This is a genomic window from Aeromonas sp. OTU364 (assembly GCF_038440395.1).
Lineage (GTDB): Bacteria > Pseudomonadota > Gammaproteobacteria > Enterobacterales > Aeromonadaceae > Aeromonas.
Genome location: NZ_JASATR010000001.1, coordinates 85,936 through 106,514, shown reverse-complemented (window position 1 = coordinate 106,514; position 20,579 = coordinate 85,936). Strand labels below are relative to the sequence as shown.

The 20,579-nt window shown below is 63.6% G+C and carries 23 protein-coding genes; 6 read left to right on the top strand and 17 right to left on the bottom strand.

Annotated elements, in window-relative coordinates; translation table 11 throughout:
* Nucleotides 1–72: 72 nt before the first annotated feature.
* A complete protein-coding gene (locus AAHB08_RS00505) occupies nt 73–573 on the top strand; it encodes an SRPBCC family protein (protein WP_202046392.1) in 501 nt (166 codons plus the stop codon).
* 58 nt (nt 574–631) lie between these two features.
* Here the strand turns inward: AAHB08_RS00505 and AAHB08_RS00500 are convergent, their stop codons facing one another.
* Nucleotides 632–1,138, bottom strand: a complete 507-nt coding sequence (locus AAHB08_RS00500; RefSeq protein WP_139435242.1) for a GNAT family N-acetyltransferase — start codon at nt 1,136–1,138, stop codon at nt 632–634.
* A 161-nt stretch (nt 1,139–1,299) separates the two neighbouring features.
* Entirely contained in the window at nt 1,300–2,514 is a 1,215-nt protein-coding gene (locus AAHB08_RS00495; protein WP_342057786.1) for a GNAT family N-acetyltransferase, read from the bottom strand.
* Nucleotides 2,515–2,733: 219 nt separating this feature from the next.
* Here AAHB08_RS00495 and AAHB08_RS00490 point away from each other — a divergent pair, with 219 nt between their 5' ends.
* Genes AAHB08_RS00490 through AAHB08_RS00480 form a run of 3 tightly spaced genes read left to right on the top strand, consistent with a single transcriptional unit; the run spans nt 2,734 to nt 5,179 of the window.
* Nucleotides 2,734–3,552, top strand: a complete 819-nt coding sequence (locus AAHB08_RS00490; RefSeq protein ID WP_342057785.1) for a DUF3100 domain-containing protein — start codon at nt 2,734–2,736, stop codon at nt 3,550–3,552.
* Nucleotides 3,549–3,998, top strand: a complete 450-nt coding sequence (locus tag AAHB08_RS00485; RefSeq protein ID WP_139435248.1) for a hypothetical protein — start codon at nt 3,549–3,551, stop codon at nt 3,996–3,998. Before AAHB08_RS00490 ends, AAHB08_RS00485 begins: the two co-directional genes overlap by 4 nt.
* On the top strand, nt 3,998–5,179 hold the full coding sequence (locus AAHB08_RS00480) for a M20 metallopeptidase family protein (RefSeq protein ID WP_342057784.1): 1,182 nt from the start codon (nt 3,998–4,000) through the stop codon (nt 5,177–5,179). Before AAHB08_RS00485 ends, AAHB08_RS00480 begins: the two co-directional genes overlap by 1 nt.
* Nucleotides 5,180–5,392: 213 nt before the next feature.
* On the opposite strand, the gene AAHB08_RS00475 is transcribed toward AAHB08_RS00480, so the two are convergent.
* From AAHB08_RS00475 to AAHB08_RS00460, 4 genes are all read right to left on the bottom strand, one after another.
* A complete protein-coding gene (locus AAHB08_RS00475) occupies nt 5,393–6,352 on the bottom strand; it encodes a LysR substrate-binding domain-containing protein (protein WP_342057783.1) in 960 nt (319 codons plus the stop codon).
* On the bottom strand, nt 6,352–6,990 hold the full coding sequence (pdxH, locus tag AAHB08_RS00470) for a pyridoxamine 5'-phosphate oxidase (RefSeq protein ID WP_342057782.1): 639 nt from the start codon (nt 6,988–6,990) through the stop codon (nt 6,352–6,354). The genes AAHB08_RS00475 and pdxH overlap by 1 nt, the downstream gene beginning before the upstream one ends.
* 164 nt (nt 6,991–7,154) lie before the next feature.
* Nucleotides 7,155–7,478, bottom strand: coding sequence for a hypothetical protein (locus AAHB08_RS00465; protein WP_139435256.1), 324 nt, complete (start codon nt 7,476–7,478; stop codon nt 7,155–7,157).
* Complete coding sequence (locus AAHB08_RS00460) at nt 7,475–9,451, bottom strand: reprolysin-like metallopeptidase (protein ID WP_342057781.1); 1,977 nt, start codon at nt 9,449–9,451, stop codon at nt 7,475–7,477. The genes AAHB08_RS00465 and AAHB08_RS00460 overlap by 4 nt, the downstream gene beginning before the upstream one ends.
* A gap of 211 nt (nt 9,452–9,662) precedes the next feature.
* Between AAHB08_RS00460 and AAHB08_RS00455 the strand changes: the two genes are divergently transcribed.
* Nucleotides 9,663–10,874 (top strand): RsmB/NOP family class I SAM-dependent RNA methyltransferase, encoded by a 1,212-nt coding sequence (locus tag AAHB08_RS00455; RefSeq protein ID WP_342057780.1) that lies wholly within the window; start codon nt 9,663–9,665, stop codon nt 10,872–10,874.
* A 65-nt stretch (nt 10,875–10,939) separates the two neighbouring features.
* Here AAHB08_RS00455 and AAHB08_RS00450 read toward each other — a convergent pair whose 3' ends face one another.
* Nucleotides 10,940–11,284, bottom strand: a complete 345-nt coding sequence (locus tag AAHB08_RS00450; RefSeq protein ID WP_139435261.1) for a Grx4 family monothiol glutaredoxin — start codon at nt 11,282–11,284, stop codon at nt 10,940–10,942.
* A 287-nt stretch (nt 11,285–11,571) separates the two neighbouring features.
* Here AAHB08_RS00450 and sodB point away from each other — a divergent pair, with 287 nt between their 5' ends.
* Nucleotides 11,572–12,156: a superoxide dismutase [Fe] gene (sodB, locus tag AAHB08_RS00445; protein WP_005331469.1), complete on the top strand. Its 585-nt coding sequence runs from the start codon at nt 11,572–11,574 to the stop codon at nt 12,154–12,156.
* Nucleotides 12,157–12,259: 103 nt separating this feature from the next.
* Here sodB and AAHB08_RS00440 read toward each other — a convergent pair whose 3' ends face one another.
* From AAHB08_RS00440 to ccmA, 10 genes are all read right to left on the bottom strand, one after another.
* Nucleotides 12,260–13,069, bottom strand: a complete 810-nt coding sequence (locus AAHB08_RS00440; protein WP_342057779.1) for an MlaA family lipoprotein — start codon at nt 13,067–13,069, stop codon at nt 12,260–12,262.
* An 80-nt stretch (nt 13,070–13,149) separates the two neighbouring features.
* Nucleotides 13,150–14,418, bottom strand: coding sequence for a c-type cytochrome biogenesis protein CcmI (gene ccmI, locus AAHB08_RS00435; RefSeq protein ID WP_342057778.1), 1,269 nt, complete (start codon nt 14,416–14,418; stop codon nt 13,150–13,152).
* Nucleotides 14,415–14,894: a cytochrome c-type biogenesis protein gene (locus AAHB08_RS00430; protein WP_342057777.1), complete on the bottom strand. Its 480-nt coding sequence runs from the start codon at nt 14,892–14,894 to the stop codon at nt 14,415–14,417. Before AAHB08_RS00430 ends, ccmI begins: the two co-directional genes overlap by 4 nt.
* An 11-nt stretch (nt 14,895–14,905) precedes the next feature.
* Nucleotides 14,906–15,436, bottom strand: a complete 531-nt coding sequence (locus AAHB08_RS00425) for a DsbE family thiol:disulfide interchange protein (RefSeq protein WP_139435269.1) — start codon at nt 15,434–15,436, stop codon at nt 14,906–14,908.
* Nucleotides 15,433–17,388, bottom strand: a complete 1,956-nt coding sequence (locus AAHB08_RS00420; protein WP_202046402.1) for a heme lyase CcmF/NrfE family subunit — start codon at nt 17,386–17,388, stop codon at nt 15,433–15,435. Before AAHB08_RS00420 ends, AAHB08_RS00425 begins: the two co-directional genes overlap by 4 nt.
* Before the next feature lie 165 nt (nt 17,389–17,553).
* Nucleotides 17,554–18,045 carry a cytochrome c maturation protein CcmE gene (gene ccmE, locus AAHB08_RS00415; protein ID WP_025326269.1) on the bottom strand — a complete coding sequence of 164 codons (492 nt, stop codon included), beginning with the start codon at nt 18,043–18,045 and terminating at the stop codon, nt 17,554–17,556.
* The gene (gene ccmD, locus AAHB08_RS00410) at nt 18,042–18,248 is read right to left on the bottom strand and encodes a heme exporter protein CcmD (RefSeq protein WP_202046403.1); all 207 of its coding nucleotides are present in this window, start codon (nt 18,246–18,248) and stop codon (nt 18,042–18,044) included. The genes ccmE and ccmD overlap by 4 nt, the downstream gene beginning before the upstream one ends.
* 2 nt (nt 18,249–18,250) lie before the next feature.
* On the bottom strand, nt 18,251–18,991 hold the full coding sequence (locus tag AAHB08_RS00405) for a heme ABC transporter permease (protein ID WP_025326267.1): 741 nt from the start codon (nt 18,989–18,991) through the stop codon (nt 18,251–18,253).
* Nucleotides 18,992–19,155: 164 nt separating this feature from the next.
* Entirely contained in the window at nt 19,156–19,824 is a 669-nt protein-coding gene (gene ccmB / locus AAHB08_RS00400; protein WP_202046404.1) for a heme exporter protein CcmB, read from the bottom strand.
* Nucleotides 19,825–19,826: 2 nt separating this feature from the next.
* On the bottom strand, nt 19,827–20,462 hold the full coding sequence (ccmA, locus tag AAHB08_RS00395) for a cytochrome c biogenesis heme-transporting ATPase CcmA (protein ID WP_319916493.1): 636 nt from the start codon (nt 20,460–20,462) through the stop codon (nt 19,827–19,829).
* Nucleotides 20,463–20,579: the final 117 nt, after the last annotated feature.

Here is a 20,579-nt window from a genome sequence, read left to right as displayed (position 1 = left end):
CTGCCTATTTTATCGCCTTAGGGGCTATACTGCCTGGGTCCCGTCCATGACTGGTTTGAGGTTCACTGATTTATGGATAACAAGCAAATAGAAGGCAGCATTCTGGTACCCGCCCATATCGACGATGTTTGGCGGGCCTGGACCACGGAGAGCGGTCTGCGCAGCTTCCTGGCGCCGGAGTGTCTGATGGTGCCGGAACCCAACGGTCCTTTCGAAATCTATTTCAGGCCAGAAGCCCCGCTGGGGGAGCGCGGCAGTGAAGGGTGCCGGGTGATGGCGGTCATGCCCCATGACTTGCTCAGCTTCAGCTGGAATTTCCCGCCCCAGTTTCCCCATATCCGCCAGCAGAAGACCCAGGTCAGCCTGCGCTTCGTGCCCGAAGGTCAGGGCACCCGGCTCTATTTCCTGCAAACCGGCTGGGCCAATGACCCGGATTGGGACCTGGGCTATGCCTACTTCAGGGAGGAGTGGCTGGAGCTCAGTCTGCCAAGGTTGCAGTATCGCTTCACCCACGGCCCCATCGACTGGAACAACCCCCCGGGCAAACAGCAGTTGAAATCCCTGGCCCAGTGAGGGGGATTGAAATGAAAAAGGACCCTGTACGGGTCCTTTTTCTATGGCATTCAGGCGGTTATTCCACCGGCTCTTCGTCGAACAGGGGGTGGTAGAGCACCTCGCCCCGCAGGCCGGCCAGTCCCCCGGGCTGCAGCTCCATCGCCATGAAGCAGTCGGCGGGCACCTCGTAGATGCAGTGCAGGCCGAAGTCGCTGGCGGGCCTGAAGCCGAAGCGGCCATAGTAAGCCGGATCGCCGAGCACCACCACCGCCTTCCAGTCCATCTCCAGCGCCGTATCCAGCCCTTCCCGCACCAGATCCGAGCCTATGCCCTGCCCCTGCCAGTCCGGATGGACGGCCACCGGCGCCAGCCCGAGCCAGGGACCTTCCTGGCCGTCAATGGTGATCGGGCTCAGCATCAGGTGCCCCATGAACTCGTACTCTTCCTCCTCGACCATGGTGACCACGGCGGCCCCACACTCGCGCAGGCGATTGACCAGTTCGGCCTCGTCGGGACGACCAAAGGCGGCGCTCACCAGCTCGTAGACTGGCAGCATATCGCCGGGACGCTCGGTTCTCAACATACAGGGTTACTCCTCGTACAGCAGGGCGGCCATTATTTCACAGAAGTGGCCCCTGACTTGAGTGCCTTTATCCGAAAATGGGAGGGCTGACTCAGGAAAACGAATGGCCATTCGTGCACAAAGCCTCGCAATGCACCTTCCTCCCACCGGCTTCGCCAGCATCAAGCACCAGGCTCCCCCAGCAATCGCAGCAGATACCCGAGGCCAAGCTCGCCCCTGTCCTTGAGCAGGACGCCGCCACCATGGGCCTGCACTCCGGGAGCCTCAGGCGCCAGCAAGGCGAGTGGATGGCACCTGACCGTCAGCCCTGCGGGGAGGCGCCGCTCGCCACCCACCCCGGCCCCTTCCATGAAGAGCGCCACCTCCTGCCCCCCGATCTCGTCCTCATGAAGGATGGCCACCGCCACCCGATCGTCTTCGAGCCAGGGGGCCAGCGCCCCCTTGAGGCCGTCCGGCAGGTGAGGCGGGCGATCCAGCCGCCAGTGATCCAGTTCAGCGGGTTGGCGCGCCGACCCGGGCCGCCGACCGCAATGGTGCATGCCGAGTTTGGCCATCACCCGGCCGGAAGCCAGGTTGCCCGGCATATGGCGGGCGGTCAGGGCGGGCAGACGCAGTTGCTCGAAGGCAAAGGCCCTGACCAGCCGCGCCGCCCGGGTGGCCAGCCCGCGGTTTTGCCAAGGGACCCCCACCCACCAGGCCAGCTCGCCGTGCCAGTGCAGGGAGATGACCCCGAGCAGGGGGGCCGGCTCATCACCCATGGGAAATGTCAGGGCCCAGGTCCGCCCCAGCCCGAGGGCGGCCTTGCGCCCGCTCATGGCGAGCCAGTCGCGGGCCGCCTCCGCTGGATAGGGGTGAGGAATATTGAGGGTGTAGCGGGCGAGCGCCTCATCCGAGCAGTAGCGCAGGACGGCTGGCTCGTCGGCGGCTTGCAGCGGCCGCAGTACCAGGGTCGCTGTCCCCTGTTCGCCAGACTCGCACAACACGGGGGTCATCAGCCGCCGGGCCAGCAGGCGTTGCAGTGCGGCGGCCAGATCCCCATCGGCGCCGAGGCGCATGTCCGCCCCATTGGGCCCCAGGGTGAGCAGGCCACTCTCCTTGGCCAGGGTCAGGAGGACGCTGGAGGCCGAGATCAGGATCTGGCGGCTAGGATCCGCCGTCATGAGGGGCGACTCATCCTCCCCCAGCCAGGCGGCGAGCAAGCCGCTGGCCGAGAGGATGCCGTCGGGCGGGCAGCTGGCCCAGGGCGCAGGGGTCACTGCCCCTTGCTCGCCGCCCCTGCCGCGCAGCAACTGCCAACGGTTGCCCTGCCCCTGCCACCCCTGCAGCGCCCCCTGCCAGCGAGGCTGCCAGAGCGCCTCTTCTATCAACAGTTCCATGCTTCCCCCTGCGACCGCCGAACGGCGCAGCATAACCGGCTGCTAATGGTTTGTTAACCCATATCTTTAGCGTGGTTAAACGGCATACCCCATGAAAAAATGCCATATGGCCAGCTTGATGGCGGTCACATTAATGCCCCCCTGCCCTTCCTATCATGCCCCCATCTCGCTGCGGCCGGCGCCGCTCGTGAATGACAACGCATAACAAGAGAACACACTATGCAGCAAACCAGCCCACTCAAAACGGTGTTAGTCAGTACCCTGGCGACCGCCCTGCTGATCTTCGTGGCCCAGTACCTCATCGGGAAACAGGAGATCAGAATAGGCATCGCCATCATCCCCATACTGCCCATGCTCTTTGCCGTCATCATCGGCATGATAGTCTCCGCCAAGCCCGTCAAGGATCGCATCCCCGGCTGGAAGCGCCTCTTTGGCGAGAAGGAAGAGGGCTTCTGCGGCAAGATGGTGGGCTTCAGCCTGCTGATCCTGGGCACCCAGTATGCGGGCATGATCATCCCCAACCTCAAGATGATCCTGAGCGTCGGCGTGCCGCTCTTCCTGCAGGAGATAGGCAACCTGCTGCCCATCCTCATCGCCATTCCGCTGGCGGTGAAGTTCGGCTTCGGTCGCCGCGCCATCGGGGCCTGCTCCTCCATCAGCCGCGAGCCCTCGGTCGCGGTGATCCAGGGCAGGTTCGGTACCGGCTCCCAGGAGTACATAGGTGTGCTCGCCATCTACCTGTGCGGCTCCGTCATCGGCACCCTCTGGTTCAGCGTGCTCGGCAGCATAGCCCCCCTCACAGGTCTGCACCCGCTGGCGCTGGCCGCCGGCTCCGGGGTCGGCTCCGGCTCCATGCTGAGTGCCGCCTCCGGCGCCCTCATCAACGGCCTCGACGAGGCGATGGCCCAGCAGGTGCTGAGCATAGCCGCCGCCTCCAACCTGCTCTCCTCCGCCTTGGGCGCGCTCTCCCTCACCTATCTGGGGCTGCCGCTTGCCGAGAAGATCTTCGCCATCTCTACCAAAGGAGAGAAAGCATGAAAAGCATCGTGATGGATATGCGCTTCGTCTTCCTGGCGATCCTGCTGGCCATGTTCACCCAGACCCTGACCACGGGCACCCCGCTCTGGCTCATGGGTGACAGCTTCGTCGCCATGTCCCTGGTGGTGTTCGCCTCCCTGGTGGCCAAGCGCTATCTGCCCTCGTCCTTGCCGGCCTTTGCCTATGCCACCATCATCGGCATCCTCATCTGCCTGCCCGAGACCCCGGTGCGCGGCCTCTTCATCGACGCCGTGGCCAGGATCTCCTTCCTCTCCTGCTGCGTGCCCCTGCTGGCCTTTGCCGGTCTCTCGGTGGGCGGTCAGCTCGAGGAGCTCAAGAAGATGTCGTGGAAGGTGATCCTCATCTTCATGATCGTCTCCACCTGCTGCTTCTTCGGCGCCTCCCTGGTTGCCCAGCTCGGTTTCTCCATTCAAGGGATCATCTGATGAACCACTACCATATCGAACCTGACCTGCTTGCCCTGCGCGACTTCAGCCACGAGGTGCGCCACCACCTGCACCGCATCCCGGAATACTCCGGGGCCGAGTTCAAGACCTCCGCCTACTGCCGGGGATTGATGGAAGAGTTCGGCTACCAGATCACCCTGTATCCCGGCTTCACCGGTTTTCACGGGGATCTGCACATAGACCCTGCGCTGCCCACCATAGCGTTTCGGGCCGACATGGATGGCCTGGAGATGCACGACATGAGCGAGGTGGCGTTCAAGTCCACCCATGAGGGGATGGCCCACAACTGCGGCCACGACTCCCACATGGCGATCGCCCTGACCACGGCAAAATTCCTGGCAGGGCACAAAGAGCGGCTGCGCTACAACGTACGCGTCATCTTCCAGATGGCGGAGGAGGACATGCGGGTACCCGGGGCCGAGAAGATGGTGGAGCTCGGCTGCATGAAGGGGGTGGACGAGGTCTATGCCCTGCACAACGACGGCGCCATGGAGACGGGCACCATCAAGTTCAACCCGGGGGTCATGTCCTCCTGGGGCTCGGCCTGGACCCTGGATGTACACGGCATCTCCGCCCACGGCTCCACCCCCCACAAGGGGCTGGATGCCATCCGCGAGGCGGTGCGGATCATCGAGGACATGGACTACATAGTCGCCAAGCGCACCAGCCCGTTCAGCCCGGCGGTCTTTGGCTGCGGCATGATCAACGGTGGCACCATTCCCAACGCCGTCGCCGATCATGTGCAGGCCCGTGGCACCATCCGCGCCATGGACGCCGAAACCGACCAGATCCTGAAAAACAGCTTCAGGGACATCATCGCCCAGAGCGAGCTGCGCGGCTTCAAGACCACCATGGTCCATGCCGGCTACCCGGCGGTGGAGAACCATGCCGAGGCCTGCGAGCGCCTGCTGCAAGCCGCCGCCGAGGTGCTGCCCGCCGAGGGCATCAATGCACAGGGCCAGCCCATGACCGGCAGCGAGGACTTCAGCTACATGATCAACGCCACCCCGGATCGCAAGGGGGCCATGTTCTTCCTCGGCAGCGGCTGCCAGGCCAAGGGGATCTGCAACTACCTGCATGCCAATCCCTATTACCTGGATGATGACTGCCTGCTGGTGGGAGCCCAGATCTTTGTCAATCTGGCGACCAGGGCAGCCTGAGGGGCAACAGGGGCTCTGCAACTACCTGCATGGGAACCCCTGCTACCTGGACGATGGCTGACTGCTGATCGGCGGCCAGACGCGATTAATCCTGCATACCGATAAACAGAAGAGAGGCCAATGGCCTCTCTTTTTTTACCTCTGCCATCTCGCGCTGCATCGCAGCCCCGGCTAGTTGTCTCTGCCGTTCAGGGCCGCGGCACAGGTTCGGCGCTACAACCAGGGCAGGGTCGTCGACGGGGCTGGCGTCCCCTGGTTGAGCCGCGCCAGCTGCACCGTCTCCCGGCTCACGTGGGGGGCATAGAGGTGGATGAAGTCGTACATGTAGTCCCGCAGGTGGGCGTGCCTGCGCAGGCAGACATGGGCCACGCTCGAGGCAATCAGGTGATCGATATTGAGGCAGACCAGGCTCTCCCTGTCCCCCTCGTCGAACGCCGAGGTGGCGATCACCCCCACCCCCATGCCGAGGCGCACATAGTGCTTGATGATGTCGCTGTCGGTGGCGGTCAGCACTATGCGGGGGCTGAGGCCATGACGACCGAACGCCTTGTCCATCTTGGAGCGACCGGTGAAGCCGAACACATAGGTGATGAGGGGATAACGGGCCAGATCCGCCATGGCCAGGGGCTGGCAGTCGAGCAGCGGATGGCCGTGGGGCACCACAACGCCGCGTCCCCAGCGGTAACAGGGCACGGTCGCCAGCTCGTCGAACAGGTGCATGGACTCGGTGGCGATGGCCATCTCCACATCCCCGTTTTGCACCATCTGCGCCAGCTGTGCCGGCGCCCCCTGATGCAGCTGTATGCTGACCTCGGGGTAGCGGCGGGAGAAGGCGGTGATCACCGACGGCAACTTGTAGCGGGCCATGGTGTGGGTGGTGGCGATGCGCAGCACCCCGCTGGTGGCCAGCTGATCCCCAAGGGAGAGCTGGCCAATCTGCTCCACCTGGGCCACCACCCCCTTGGCCAGCTCCATCACCTGCTCCCCCATGGGGGTCAGGCCCACCAGGTTCTTGCCCTTGCGGGTGAACAGCGCCAGCCCCAGCTCGTCTTCCAGCATCTTCATCTGCTTGCTGAGGGTCGGCTGGGAGGTGTAGAGCTTCTCTGCCGTCGCCGAGATGTTGAAGTTGTTCTTCACTATCTCGGTGAAGTTCTTGAGCCTGGCTATGTTCATCAGGGGGCCAGTCGCTCTATGTGCCAGCCATCCCCCTCGCGGCTGTAGTAGAAGCGATCGTGCAGGCGATGCTCGCCCCCCTGCCAGAACTCGACGGTGTCGATGCGCACCCGGAAACCGCCCCAGAAGCTCGGCAGCGGCACCTCGCCATTGGCAAACTTCTGCTTGAGCTCCAGGAACTTGGCCTCCAGCACGCCGCGGGCCGAGATGCGGGTCGACTGCTTGGAGACCCAGGCGGCTATCTGGCTATCCTTGGGACGGCTGTGGAAGTACTTCATCACCTCGAAGGTGCTCATCTTCTCCACCCGGCCGGTCACGTGCACCTGGCGGTCCAGGGGGTGCCAGGGGAAGAGCAGGCTGATGCGGGGGTTGCCCTCCAGCTGATGCGCCTTGCGGCTGCCCATGTTGGTGTAGAACACCATGCCTTCGGCATCGTAGTGCTTGAGCAGCACGGTGCGCTGCCAGGGCTGGCCGTCGGCATCCACTGTGCCCACCACCATGGCGGTGGGGTCAGTCAGCCTGGCCTCGCACGCCTGGGCCAGCCACTTCTCGAACAGGGCGAGAGGCTCGGCCGGCAGATCGGCCCGGTGCAGTCCGCCCCTGGTGTATTCACGACGCAGATCAGCCACATCCATCATCTTGATTTTCCTTCTCTCTTTCTTTGCCGCCCGTGCGGCTATGAGTGCAGGCATTGTGCGACGAGCACGCCATGGGTACAAGCCTGGGGGCGGCCAAATGCCGGCACCAGCAACACAAAGGGAGGCCTGTGCCTCCCTTTTTCTGCCGGCAGCTTGCCGCCTGCCTATGGTTTGCCGTCAACCGGCGGGCAATGGGCCAGCATTTGCCGGTTATATTCCGCCGCATAGGCGCTCAGCCTGGCGTGGGCCTCCTTCTGATCCGGCTTGATGACATCGCCGAGCCCCTCCAGATAGCGCACGCCGCAGCGGGCCTTGGCCGCAGCCTGCTGATCCGCCGCGATGCCGGGTGCCACCTCGCCACGACCGGCCCGCACTATCAGCCGGTAGTCCTGCCTGGCCAGGCTGGCACTGACCGCCTGATCCAGGGTGTCGGCATCGGCCTGACAGCCGCCGAGCAGGGCGAGCAGCAGCACGCCGGCCAGCCTCATGCCCGCCTCCGTTGCCAGCCCAGCAGCGCCAGGGCCAGGGTCCAGACGCCGAGGGCGCCACCGCCACCACCGCCACCCTCTTCCCCACGCTGGGTCACCGACAGCTTGAGCGGGCTGATGGCGAAGAAGAGGTTGTCACTGCAGGCCACCTTCAGCCTGGCGGTACCGTCGTTGCCTGCGGGTATGGTGACGCTGGCCGAGCCGGAGTTGGGCTGGCCGCTGGCGAGCAGGGTCCAGCTCACCCCCTCGTCCCGGGTCAGGGAGAGCTCCACCTTGCTGCAGTTGATGGGGGCCGCGTTGGTGCCGGCCACGTCCCAGCTGATGGTCTGGCTGGCGCCGGCTCCGAGCGGGGTCACCAGCGGGCTGGTCAGAGCAAAGGCCTTGCCGGTGTTGACCACCTGGATCTTCATGTCGTCACTGGCGACACCGCCCTCGCCATCCCGCACCGTTAGGCGGAAGTTGAGATCCCGGTTGGTGGCAGGCCAGGCCTCCCCCTTCGCCAGGGTGTTGGTGAGCAGGGAGGGCAGGCTTGGCAGGGTGCGCTCCGGCAACGCGGTCGGCACCACGAAGCGAAACAGCGGGCGACTGCCGTCGTCAACCATGCTGGCGACGCTGAAGGACTCGGTGCCGAGATCGATCTGCTCCCAGGTGTAACTCAGGGGATCCTGATCCAGATCCGCCCCGGCGCCCTTGAGCACGAAGGGGGTGTTGGCCGGGATCACATAGTCGTTGCCGGCGGCGACCTGGGGCGCGTTGTTGGTCAGGCGCTGGGGAGTGCCGCAGCTCGCGACCGTGGCCATGTGGGCCCGCATCTGCTCGATGGACTTGCTGTGGAAGTAGGGCAGGCTGTTGGCCTGCAGGTTCTCCTCCCCGCAGATCCCCGCGTAGGCCATGATGGAGCTGCCGCTGCCGGGTTCCCAGGCCTGGCTGGCCTCCCGGTTGCCGCCGCCACAGCTGCCTGTGGTGCCGTTGAAGGTGTGGTCGGCGCCGAACTGGTGACCGATCTCGTGGGCCACGTAGTCGATGAAGAAGGCATCCCCCACCGGATCCGGGGAGCCCGTCATGCCCGCCGATTTCTCCGCGGTGCAGAGCACCCCCAGCCCCGCCAGGCCGCCGCCCCCGGTGTTGACCACGTGACCTATGTCGAAGGGGCCAAGCTTGGTGCCTGCCTGGCTCTGTGCCTGCTGCTGCACCGTGACGTTGGCATCTATGTCACCGTCATCGTTGTTGAAGGGATCGGTGGCAGTGTCGGTGAAGATGATGGTGTCGTTGCCACTGGCGAGCTGGAACTCGGCGGCGACGTCACGCTGGTACACCTCGTTGACCCGGTTGAGCAGGGTGGCGATGGCGCCGAGACCCGCCTCTACGGTGCCGCCGTGATACTGGGTGTACTCCCCCGCCGCCGAGATGGCGATGACGTAGCGCTTGCGCTCGTTGCCATCCACCAGGACCTGACGGGCCAGCGCCTTGGCCTGGGAGCCGATGACCCTGTCCGCCTCTTCCTCCAGCCGGCTGTGGGCATCCTGCTGGTAATAGATGGCGTAGCCTTCACCGTTTCTGAGCGGGTCCACGAACACCATGCGGCCCTGGTGGCTGAACATGGCGTGGAACCCCTGGGGACCGAGATCGAAGCGCCCCGTCTCCATCGGGTTGGACTCGTCATACCCCTTGAATGCCAGAATGCCGGGATACCTGGCGGCGAGATCCGATGGCAGCAGATCATAGGCCTGCAGGTTGAAGGTGACCTCCTTGCCATCCGGCAGCGGCAGGGTCAGTCGGGGCTCCCCTCCCTGCAAACCGGCGAAGTGATCGGCCGGCACAGTGGCAATGCGATATTGGCTGGCCCGCACCTCATAGCCATCGGCGGCGGTGGCCCGCGCCGCCACCGTATTCCACTCACTGGCGGCCAGGCCGGTGGCGTTCATCAGACCGGCCACCAGCAACGCCAGCGGAGAGTATTTCATCAACTGCATCTTTGTAATTCCTTTTTCCATGCGTTCGCCTGAACTGCCTCAGCATCATTTTCCTGCCAGGGTGAGAAGTCCAGCCCCATCCTCTGTACATTCCCCGAATGGGGACGGTTGCACCAATGCAGTCTAGCCCCTATCATGGCGCGGATTTGTCCGTTTCAGAACCCTCCTGTGTCACGGGCCGGTTCATCCTTTTTTGGCCAAGGTTAATCTCATGCTCAAATCCCCACTGTTGCCCCGTTTCGGGGATCTGGTCGTTGCCATTGTTGACGATGTACTCGGTCAGGGTCTCACCCTGGACCGCGCTTATGCCCGTCACTTCTCCGGCATCGAACTCAAACCGCAAGAACAGGCAAGGATTGCCCTGGTCACCGGCGACCTGCTGCGTCGTCTCAGCCTCTATTGCTTCCTGACCGGCATCCAGGTCCGTCAGGCCGAAAAGAATGTCTGGCCGCTGCTGCACAGCTGGCACGCCTTCCACAAGATTGCCCAGCCCAACAACCCGACCCTGGATCGCTTCAATGAAGAGGCATTCCGTCGCCGTCTGACCGAGGCCAAAAAGAACCCGGTGCTGATGGATGGTTGCCCGAGCTGGCTGGAGAAGCTGGGCAGCGAGCAGCTGGGGGAGTCCTGGCCTGCCGAGCGTGCCGCCCTGGCCTGGATGCCCAAGCGCTACCTGCGGGTCAACACCCTCAAGTGCACCCGGGAAGAGCTGCAGGCCATTCTGGCCAAAGAGCATGTCACCACCATTCCGGTTGACGGGGTGGAGACTGCCCTGCAGGTCACCTCGGACGCCGCCCTGTTCCGCACCAAGGCCTTTGCCGATGGCTGCTTCGAGCAGCAGGATGCCGGCTCCCAGCTGGTCGCCGCCGCCTTGGAAGTGACCCCGGGCATGCGGGTCATCGACGCCTGCGCCGGTGCCGGTGGCAAGACACTGCACATCGCCGCCATGATGGAAGGCAAGGGCCGCCTGCTGGCGATGGACGTGGAAGAGTGGAAGCTGGAGAACCTCAAGCAGCGCGCCCGCCGCGCCGGTGCCCACAACGTGGAGACCCGGGTCATCACCAGCAGCAAGACCGTCAAGCGCCTCAAGGAGAGCGCCGATCGCGTGCTGCTGGACGTGCCCTGCTCCGGTCTTGGCGTGCTCAAGCGCAATCCGGATGCCAAGTGGCGCGACACCGCCGAGCGCCTGCCGGTGTTGGTCGCCCTGCAAGAAGAGATACTGCAGCGTTACAGCCAGATGGTGAAGGTGGGCGGCCTGCTGGTCTATGCAACCTGCTCCATCCTGCCAGAGGAGAACCGCCAGCAGGTGGACAAGTTCCTCGCGGCCAACGAGAACTATCGCCTGCGGGATGACCACACCGTCAGCCCCTCCGAGACCGGCTTCGACGGTTTCTACATGGCCCGTATCGAACGGATCGCCTAAGGTCCTGCGCACCCATAGAAAAGGGGAGCCAATGGCTCCCCTTTTTGCATGATGCGGATGCGACCTTATTCGGCGGCGGCATCATCCTGCTTGTGCTTGGCGGCGACTTCCTTGATGAGGGTCTGCAGCTCGCCAGCCTGGAACATCTCGATCATGATGTCGCAACCACCGACCAGCTCACCTTCCACCCACAGCTGCGGGAAGGTCGGCCAGTTGGCAAATTTCGGCAGCTCGGCACGGATGTCCGGGTTTTGCAGGATGTCGACGTAAGCAAAGGGCTCGCCACAGGACATCAGGGCCTGGGAGGCCTGGGCAGAGAAACCGCAGCTGGGTAGCTTGGGGGATCCCTTCATGTACAGGATGATGGGATTCTCAGCCAGTTGCTGTTTGATCTTTTCAATAGTTTCCATAAATGCCTCACTAGAGCGATTTCGGCGGCCATTCTACTGCAAACCGGGCAGACCACAAACTGGCAAACCGTCCCGAATGCAAGAAGTGATGAATCAATACGCCGCAGCTTGATCCGGATCATGGCGAGAATCAAGAGTTGTTCGCCCATCTTTGATGCTGCTACAATCGACGGGCTTTGGGCCGTCCGGCCCCATCATTTCAAGAACAATTCTTTTCAACATAGAAAAGAGTACGCAATGTCTTGCAACCGTCGCCTTCGCACGGCCCAGCCAATGGAGAGTAGAAAATGGCTTTCGAACTTCCCGCTCTGCCCTATGCAATCAATGCTCTGGAACCGCACATCTCCCAGGAAACCCTGGAATATCACCACGGCAAGCACCACAACACCTACGTGGTCAACCTGAACAACCTGGTGCCGGGTACCGAGTTTGAAGGCAAGTCTCTGGAAGAGATCATCAAGACCTCCACTGGCGGTGTCTTCAACAACGCCGCCCAGATCTGGAACCACACCTTCTACTGGCACTGCCTCTCCCCGAACGGCGGTGGCGAGCCCACCGGCGCCCTGGCCGATGCCATCAACAAGGCGTTCGGCTCCTTCGCCGAGTTCAAGGATGCGTTCACCAAGTCTGCCATCGGCAACTTCGGTTCCAGCTGGACCTGGCTGGTGAAAAAAGCCGACGGCTCCCTGGCCATCGTCAACACCTCCAACGCCGGCTGCCCGCTGACCGAAGCCGGGACCACCCCGCTGCTGACCGTCGACCTGTGGGAGCACGCCTACTACATCGATTTCCGCAACCTGCGTCCGAAGTACATGGAAACCTTCTGGGCCCTGGTCAACTGGGAATTCGTGGCCAAGAACCTGGCTGCCTGATAGCCTCTTTCTTGCCAAAGCGCCCCGCACTGCGGGGCGTTTTTTTATGGCGAACAGGCAACGAAAAAGGCGCCATGGGCGCCTTTCTGATAACCATGGGTCGTTACTGGTCTATCTCGTCCAGATACTCGTCCAGGTTGCTGTCATCCTCCTGCTGGCCCTGCTGCTTGAGCTCAGGCTGGCGACCCGTCACCTTGCCGTCGTTGTACTGCAGGTAGAAGTCCTTGGTCAGGGCATAGGGATCGAGCGCATTGTCGATGATCCGCTCCTGATCGATCAGCTTGGAGCGCGTGCCCAGGCCATCCAGCGCCCAGTGCACCACCCGCAGCGGGAAGGTCAGCAGGGCGTAGGGGAAGTACACGGTATCGATGGTATCCCCCACCAGCTCGCGGGTGGTGGTCGGGCCATAGACGGGCACCATGATGTAGGCGCCATCCCCGATGTCCGCCTTGCCGAGCACAGTATCCATCTCCAGCATGTTGCGCTCGAGGCCGGCATGCTTGGCCACGTCGAAGATCCCCAGCAGACCTATGGTGGTGTTGAGGGTGAAGCGGCCCAGGTTGGTCCCCGCCCCCTTCAGATCACCGACCAGCAGGTGGTTGATCATGCTGCTTGGCTCGTCGAAATTCTCCACCAGGTTGTCGATGCCGTCCTTCATCCCCTGCGGCACGTAGCGGGCGTAGCCATGGACCACGGGCCGGGCCACATAGGGCTCCAGCACGTCGTAGTTGATGGCCCACATGGCCCGGTTCGCCCCCTGGAAGGGATCACGGGGATCGCTGGCCGTGCTGGTCGCTTCGGGACGGCTGGGGGTTTCGTTGAGATCCAGGCTCTCTGGGCCCGGCTTGGGAGGGCCACCGGCACAGCCCCCCAACAGCAGTGCCACTGCCAATGCTCCTGAACGCAGATACATATGAAAGTCCTAAGCTTTTTTGGGAATCTTTATGGATTATAGGTAGGCCCGCCCCGTCCCGGGGTCGGGCCAAGGGGGTATTAGAGTGCGTGATCGATGCGGATGTCAATCGGCGCTGTGGGGATGGTGGTGGTCGGCACTGTGACCGAGACCCCCTCGAAGGCGCCTTCCTTGTTCATGACGTTGCCGCCCCGGGAGAGGCGAGCCTTGAACTGCAGCTCGGGATAGGCCGCCAGCTTGCTCCCCTCTATCATGGCATCCCCATCTCCCAGTGACAGGGTGAGGGGCAACTGCGGACCCGGGATGCGCTTGACCGCGATGGGCATGGGCGGGCCATTGGGGATCACCGCAAAGACGAACAGGTGGGCATCCTCCGGCAGCTGGATGCCCGGCGCCAGAGTGATGTGCAGGGGATACTCTCCCTCCTTCACCGCCACTACCTGGGCATTGCCCTGCTCGGCCTGGGCGGCGGGTGCGGCTGTCACGGCGATGCCGCGCTGACGCAGTTGCTGCTCGGCATACTCGATGGAGCGCTCCACCATGGCGTGACGGGTCGAGCCCTTCTCCAGCAGCGGCAACATGGCTCGCCAGCGCACCAGCGCGGTCTGGAAGTCCTCTTTCTGCAGCGCCATGAAGGCATGGACCGAGCGCGCCTCTATGTTGGCCGGATCCTGGGCGATGGCCGCCTGCAGCAGCTGATCCGCCCTGGCCTCCTCCCCCGTCATCATCAGGGCCTGGGCATAGGGCACCGCCACCATGGCCTTCTGCGGGGCCAGGGAGTAGGCCCGCTCCAGCGCCTCGCGGGCCATCTCGGGGTCGTTGCCATCCAGGGTCAGACGCCCCAGCAGCAGCCAACCGCGGTAGTCGTTCGGTTCATCCTTGAGGCGGGTACGCAGGCCTAAGGTGAAATCCAGCAGATCCTGCTCTGTCACCTCGGCATCCCGCTCCACCAAGATGCGGTTGCTCAGCTCACCAAGACGGCTGCTGGCATCCTGCCAACGGCTCACCTCCTGCCAGGCCCCCAGCTTGTAATAAAGCCCCAGACTCACCACCACCAGCACCAGCACACCCGGGATCCAGGTCAGGCTCTTGCCGCCGCGGGCGCTCTGCTCCACGTCGGGGATGTCGTCCAGCAGGCTGCGTTGCAGCTCCACCAGAGACTCGGACTCCTCGGCCAGTATCCCCTGCTCACGCTCCTCGCCTATCTCCCGCAGACGCTGACGGTAGAGCTGCTTGTTGAGGGCCGAACGGCTGATGCTCTGGCGACCCTCGCCGCGCCACAGCGGCAGGATCAGCGCCAGGCTCGCCAGCACCAGCAGGGCCGCGATCACTATCCAAAATGCGGTCATTGTTTCTCTTCCTCTTTGAGCAGCTCGGCCAGACGGCACCGCTCTTCTTCGCTCAGGGCGTTATCCATTCGTTTTGTCGCCGCCGGGGCACGGCGGCTGCGCACCACCACAGTGGCGGCACCGATGACGATGACCAGCAGGGGGCCAAGCCAGAGGATCAGGGTGGAGGCCATCAGGGGGGGATCATAGAGGATGAAGTTGCCGTAACGGGCCACCATGTAATCCACCACCTCCTGCTTGTCCTTGCCGTCCCGCACCATCTGGTAGGTCTTGTCCCTCAGATCCTTGGCGAGCCCCGCATTGGAGTCGGCGATGTCCTGGTTCTGGCACTTGGGGCAGCGCAGCTCCTTGGTCAGCTCGCGGAAGGTCTGCTCCTGGGCATCGCTGTCGAAGGTGTAGACGTCGATGGCGGCGCGAGCCTGGCCGGCACCCAGCAGGCCTGCCAGCAGCAACAGGGATGCAATAAGCGTTTTCATCAGAGTTGCCCTCACTTCATGGCCTCGAAGATGGGTTTGAGGGTCGAGGCCCAGACCTCGGGATTGACGTCCCCCACGTGGCGATAACGGATGATGCCCTGGCTGTCGATGAAGAAGGTCTCGGGGGCGCCGTAGACCCCCAGATCCAGCCCCAGCATGCCGTCCGGATCATAGAGGTTGACCTCATAGGGGTTGCCGAGCTCCGCCAGCCACTTGATGGCCTTGTCCCGCTCATCCTTGTAGTTCATGCCGACGATGGGAATTCCCTGCCCCGCCAGCTGCTTGAGGTAGGTGTGCTCCCCATAGCAGGTCGGGCACCAGGTGGCCCAGACGTTGAGCAGCATGGGACGCCCCTTGAAGATGCTCCTGTCATGCTGCTTGTCGAGGTCGTAGATGTCCTGCAGGGTGAACACGGGCACCTCCTTGTCCACCATCACGGATTCCAGCTTGGTGGGGTCCGAGTAGAGCCCCTTGAACAGGAACACGGCTCCCATCAGGAAGATGATGAAGGGCAGCAGAAACAGCCAGGTCTTCTTGCTCATGCCTTGGTCTCCTCATCACGACGGCCGAACCGGTAGCGCTTGTCCAGCATGGCCAGCACGCCGCCGATGGCCATGAAGACGCCGCCGAACCAGATCCAGCGCACGAAGGGCTTGTAGTAGATCCGCACCGCCCAGGCGCCGTTGTCGAGCTGCTCGCCAAGCGCCGCATAGAGATCCCGGGTGAAGCCGGCATCGATGGCGGCTTCGGTCATCGGCATGCGACTGACCTTGTACATCCGCTTCTCGGGCTTGAGCAGGGCCACCTGCTTGCCGTTCCTGTGCACCTCCAGCACCCCCTTGAAGCCGTCGTAGTTGGGGCCGTTCTTTTCGCTGATGCCGGCAAACACGAATTCGTAATCGGCGAAGTGCACCCGATCGCCGGCCTGCATCCGCAAGTCCTTCTCGATGCTGTAGTTCTGGGTGCAGGCGATGCCGATGATGCTGACCGCGAGCCCCACGTGGCCGAGGATCATGGCCCAGTGGCTGTTGCCGAGTTTGCGCACCCCGGTGGCAAAGCCGTGCTTGTGGGTGGCGCGCACCCAGGTCTCCTGGATGCTGGTGATGATGATCCAGCTGCCCAGGCCTATGCCGAGCGCGGCCCAGGGCTTGAACTCCCCGGCGAAGAGCTGCGGCAGCAGCAGGGCGGCGGCCAGGCTCAGCCCCAGGGCCAGCACCACCTTGCCCTTGAGCTCACCGAGCTCCTGACGGCGCCAGCGGAACAGCGGCCCCACTCCCAGCAGCAGGGCGAACGGGATGATCAGCCAGCTGTAGATGTGGTTGAAGAAGGGGGTGCCGATGGAGATGCTGCCAAGCCCCAGCTCCTTGTGCACCAGGGGCAGCAGGGTGCCAAGCAGCACCGTCAGCAGGCCCGCCACCAAGAGGATATTGTTGCCAAGCAGCAGGGTCTCGCGACTCCAGAGCTCGTGCTTGCCGTGGCTCTTCACCTGGGAGCCCTTGAAGGCGAACAGCAGCAAGGAGCTGCCGATCACCGCCAGCAGGAAGCCCAGGATGAAGAGGCCGCGGGTCGGGTCGGAGGCAAAGGCGTGGACCGACACCAGCACGCCGGAGCGCACCAGGAAGGTCCCCAGCAGGCTCAGGGAGAAGGCCGAGAGCGCCAGCAGCACAGTCCAGGCCTTGAAGGTGGCGCGCTTCTCGCTCACCGCCAGGGAATGGAGCAGGGCCGTGCCCGCCAGCCAGGGCATGAAGGAGGCGTTTTCCACCGGATCCCAGAACCACCAGCCGCCCCAGCCGAGCTCGTAATAGGCCCACCAGGAGCCGAGCACTATGCCAAGGGTCAGGAAGACCCAGGCCGCCATGGTCCAGGGACGGGACCAGCGCGCCCAGGTGGCGTCGAGGCGCCCCGTCATCAGGGAGGCGATGGCAAAGGCGAAGGCCACCGAGAAGCCCACGTAGCCCATATAGAGCATCGGCGGGTGGAAGATGAGGCCCGGATCCTGCAGCAGGGGGTTGAGGTCACGCCCATCCACCGGGAAGTACGGCAGGGTGCGGGTGAAGGGGTCAGAGGTGAACAGCACGAAGGCGGTGAAGCCCACCGAGATGAGGCCGAGCACCCCCAGCACCCGCGCCACCGCATCCAGCGGCAGGCTGCGGCTGAACAGGGCCACGGCCGCTGTCCAGCCCCCCAGGGTCAGCACCCAGAGCAGCAGGGAACCCTCGTGGGCCCCCCACACCGCCGAGATGCGGTACTGCAACGGCAACAGGCTGTTGGAGTTGGTGGCCACGTACTGCACGGTGAAGTCGTTGTCGACGAAGGCCCAGGTGAGGCAGAGGAAGGAGAGCAACAGCAGCAGGAACTGGCTGTAGGCGAGCGGACGGGCCGCCGACATCATGCCGAGACGCCCCAGTCGGGCGCCGATCAGCGGGTAGCTCCCCAGCAGCAGGGCGGTGGCAAAGGCCAGGATCAGTGCGAATTGCCCCAGTTCAGGGATCATGGCTGGCTTCCTTTCAATTGCGCCGCGACCAGAACCGGTGCACAGGCATGAGACGGTGAGAACTGCCCTACTTCGGGGATCATTGACTATTTCCTTTCGATGGCGCTGTGAGACATACCGATCCGGCGGCGAAACGAGGTGAACACAAGGTCAAGGCTGCCGGCGTCATTGCTTGGCCCCCTGCAATTGCGCCTCGGTATATTCGGGCTTGAAGTGCATGCCATTGGTGGCGTCCGCCACTTCCGGCGGCATGTAGTTCTCGTCGTGCTTGGCCAGCACCTCGAAGGCAGCCACCGTGGTCGCATCCTTGAGGGTGCCCTGGGCGACTATGCCCTGCCCTTCCCGGAAGAGATCCGGCAGTATGCCGTCAAACTCTACCGTCACCAGATGGCCGCCGTTGTCCACCAGCTTGAAGGCCACCTTGAGGCTCTGGGGATCCCGCTGCACCGAGCCCGGCACCACCAGGCCGCCGATGCGCAGGCGCTGACCCTCTTCCGGCTTGATCTTGTCCGGCCCCTTGCCCTCCACCAATTCGCTCGGGGTATAGAAGAGATCGATGTTCTGGCTGAGGGCATAGAGCACCAGACCAGTCACGCTGGCGAGGCCCAGGCTGATGGCCAGAATGATGGTGAGGCGTTTCTTGCGTCTCGGGTTCATAGGGTGTTCTCCATCTGCTGGGCCGCCTTGCGACGGGCCTCGCGGGCCTGCTTGTTGCGCAATTCGCCGAGCAGGCTACGGGTTTTCAACCGGGTGGAAATGACGATGCCGACCAGGCAGATCGCGGTCAGGCCGAAGGAGAGCCAGACGTAGAAGGCGTAACCGCCCATGGCCATGAAGTCGCTGAATGAGGCAAAGTGCATGCTTACTTCTCCTGTCTGGCGATGTCGGCAACCCAGGGGCGGTGCCACTCCCGCATCAGCAGCTCGTTCCTGAACCGCATCAGGGTCAGGGCCCCGAGGAAGGTCGCAAACGCCAGTATCATGATGAGCAGCGGCCACAGCATCTCGGGGGAGATGGAGGGCTTGTCAAACTTGGTGATGGAGGCGCCCTGGTGCAGGGTGTTCCACCACTCCACCGAGTAGTGAATGATGGGCAGGTTGATCACCCCCACCAGCGCCAGTATGCCGGCGGCGCGCCCCGCCACTACCTTGTCGCTGAAGGCGTTGTAGAGGGCGATGACGCCAAGATAGAGAAACAGCAGGATAAGCTCGGAGGTGAGGCGCGCGTCCCACACCCACCAGGTGCCCCACATGGGCTTGCCCCAGGCGGCGCCGGTGAAGAGGGCGATGAAGGTGAAGACGGCGCCCACCGGGGCGATGGCCGCTACCGTCATGTCCGCCATGCGCAGTTGCCACACCAGGCCGATGAAGGCCGCCACCGCCATGGTGGAGTAGGCCCCCATGGAGAGGATGGCGGCAGGCACGTGGATGTAGATGATCCTGAAAGAGTCTCCCTGCTGATAATCGGCGGGGGCAAAGGCCAGCCCCCAGACGGTGCCTATGATGAAGGCGAGCAGGCTTGTCACGACAAACCAGGGCAGCAGGGTGCCGGCCAGCCCATAGGCGCGCTCGGGTTTGGCATAAGGGTGCAACCATTTCCACATAGCTCACAGAACCTTTCAGTTATTAATTTTTAAGTGGCGAGGCCTACCATACCCACCGCCGGGAAACATCATATCCCCCCAAAGCAATAAGCAGCCATCCCCTTGATCTATCTCAATTATATTTTTCAAAAAACAGCCTCAAAAGAGGCTTTTTTGATAATTAATCAGTTGACGCTGACCCGCAGTGCCGCCGAGATGGCCAGGGGCGTCAGGGTCAGGGCCCCCACCAGCATGGCCCCCAGGATCGCCAGCTGCCCCCCGTAGGGCAACCCCATGCTCGCCGCATCGATGGCGGAGGTGGCGAAGATCAGCACCGGGATATAGAGCGGCAGCAGCAGCAGGCTGAGCAGCACACCCCCCTTGCGCAGTCCCGCCGTCAGCGCCACCCCGACGGCCCCGAGCAGGCTCAGCACAGGGGTGCCGAGGGCCAGGGTGGCCACCACGGCCAGATAGCTCTTCATGTCCAGGGAGAGCAGGATGGCGAGCAGCGGGGAGATCAGCAGCAGCGGCAGGCCGGTCAGCAACCAGTGAGCGATCACTTTCGCCAGCGCCAGCAGCCCGAGGGGATGAGGCATCAGCATCATCTGCTCCAGGGCGCCGTCGCTGAAGTCATCGCGAAACAGCCGCTCCAGGGAGAGCATGGCCGCCAGCAGGGCCGCCACCCAGATGATGCCGGGGGCGATGCGGGCCAGCAGCTGGGGCTCGGGCCCGATGCCCAGCGGAAAGAGGGTGATGACGATGAGGAAGAACCAGAGCGGGTTGAAGATGTCGGCGCGCTGGCGCAGGGCCATCAGCAACTCGCGGTGAATAAGGTGTATGACGGCGCGCAGCATGGCTACTCCTGCAACAGCGAGGTCAGGGAGAGGGTCTTGAGCCGCCCCTGCATCAGGGTCAGATCCTGGTGGGTGGTGAGCACCACCATGCCCCCCCGATCCGCGTGGGCGAGGAACAGTTGCTCCAGCACCCTGACCCCCTGCTTGTCGATGGCGGTGAAGGGCTCGTCCAGGATCCAGAGCGCCGGGCGCTCAGACAGCCAGAGCCTCGCCAGCGCCACCCGCCGCTGCTGCCCGGCGGAGAGCTGGCCCGCGGGATAATCCTCGAAGCCGGCGAGGCCGACCTGGGCCAGCACCTGCCAGAGATCCACGGAAGCCTCGGCCGTGCCGTGCAGCTTCTGATAGAAGGAGAGGTTCTCCAGGGGGGTCAGGGTCGCCTTGACGCCGGGCTGATGGCCCAGGTAGAGCAGGCTGGCATGGTACTCATCCCGGCAGTGGCGGATGTTCTCCCCGTTCCAGCACACCTCCCCCGCGAAGGGTTGGGAGAGGCCGGTCAGCAACCGCAGCAGGCTGGTCTTGCCCACCCCGTTGGGGCCTTCAATCTGCATCAGATCGCCCGAGCGCACCGCGAAGGAGAGATGTTCAAACAGGGTGCGATCTTCACGCACGCAGCTCAGATTGTTGGCTTGAAGCAGCATGAGGGTGTAATCGTTGAAAATGAGGCGGCCTGCATCTTAACACAGGATCCGGAGGCGTCTTTTCAAAGATGCCAATAATCAACAGGATTTGTGGGGGAGATCGCGCACCGGCAGAAG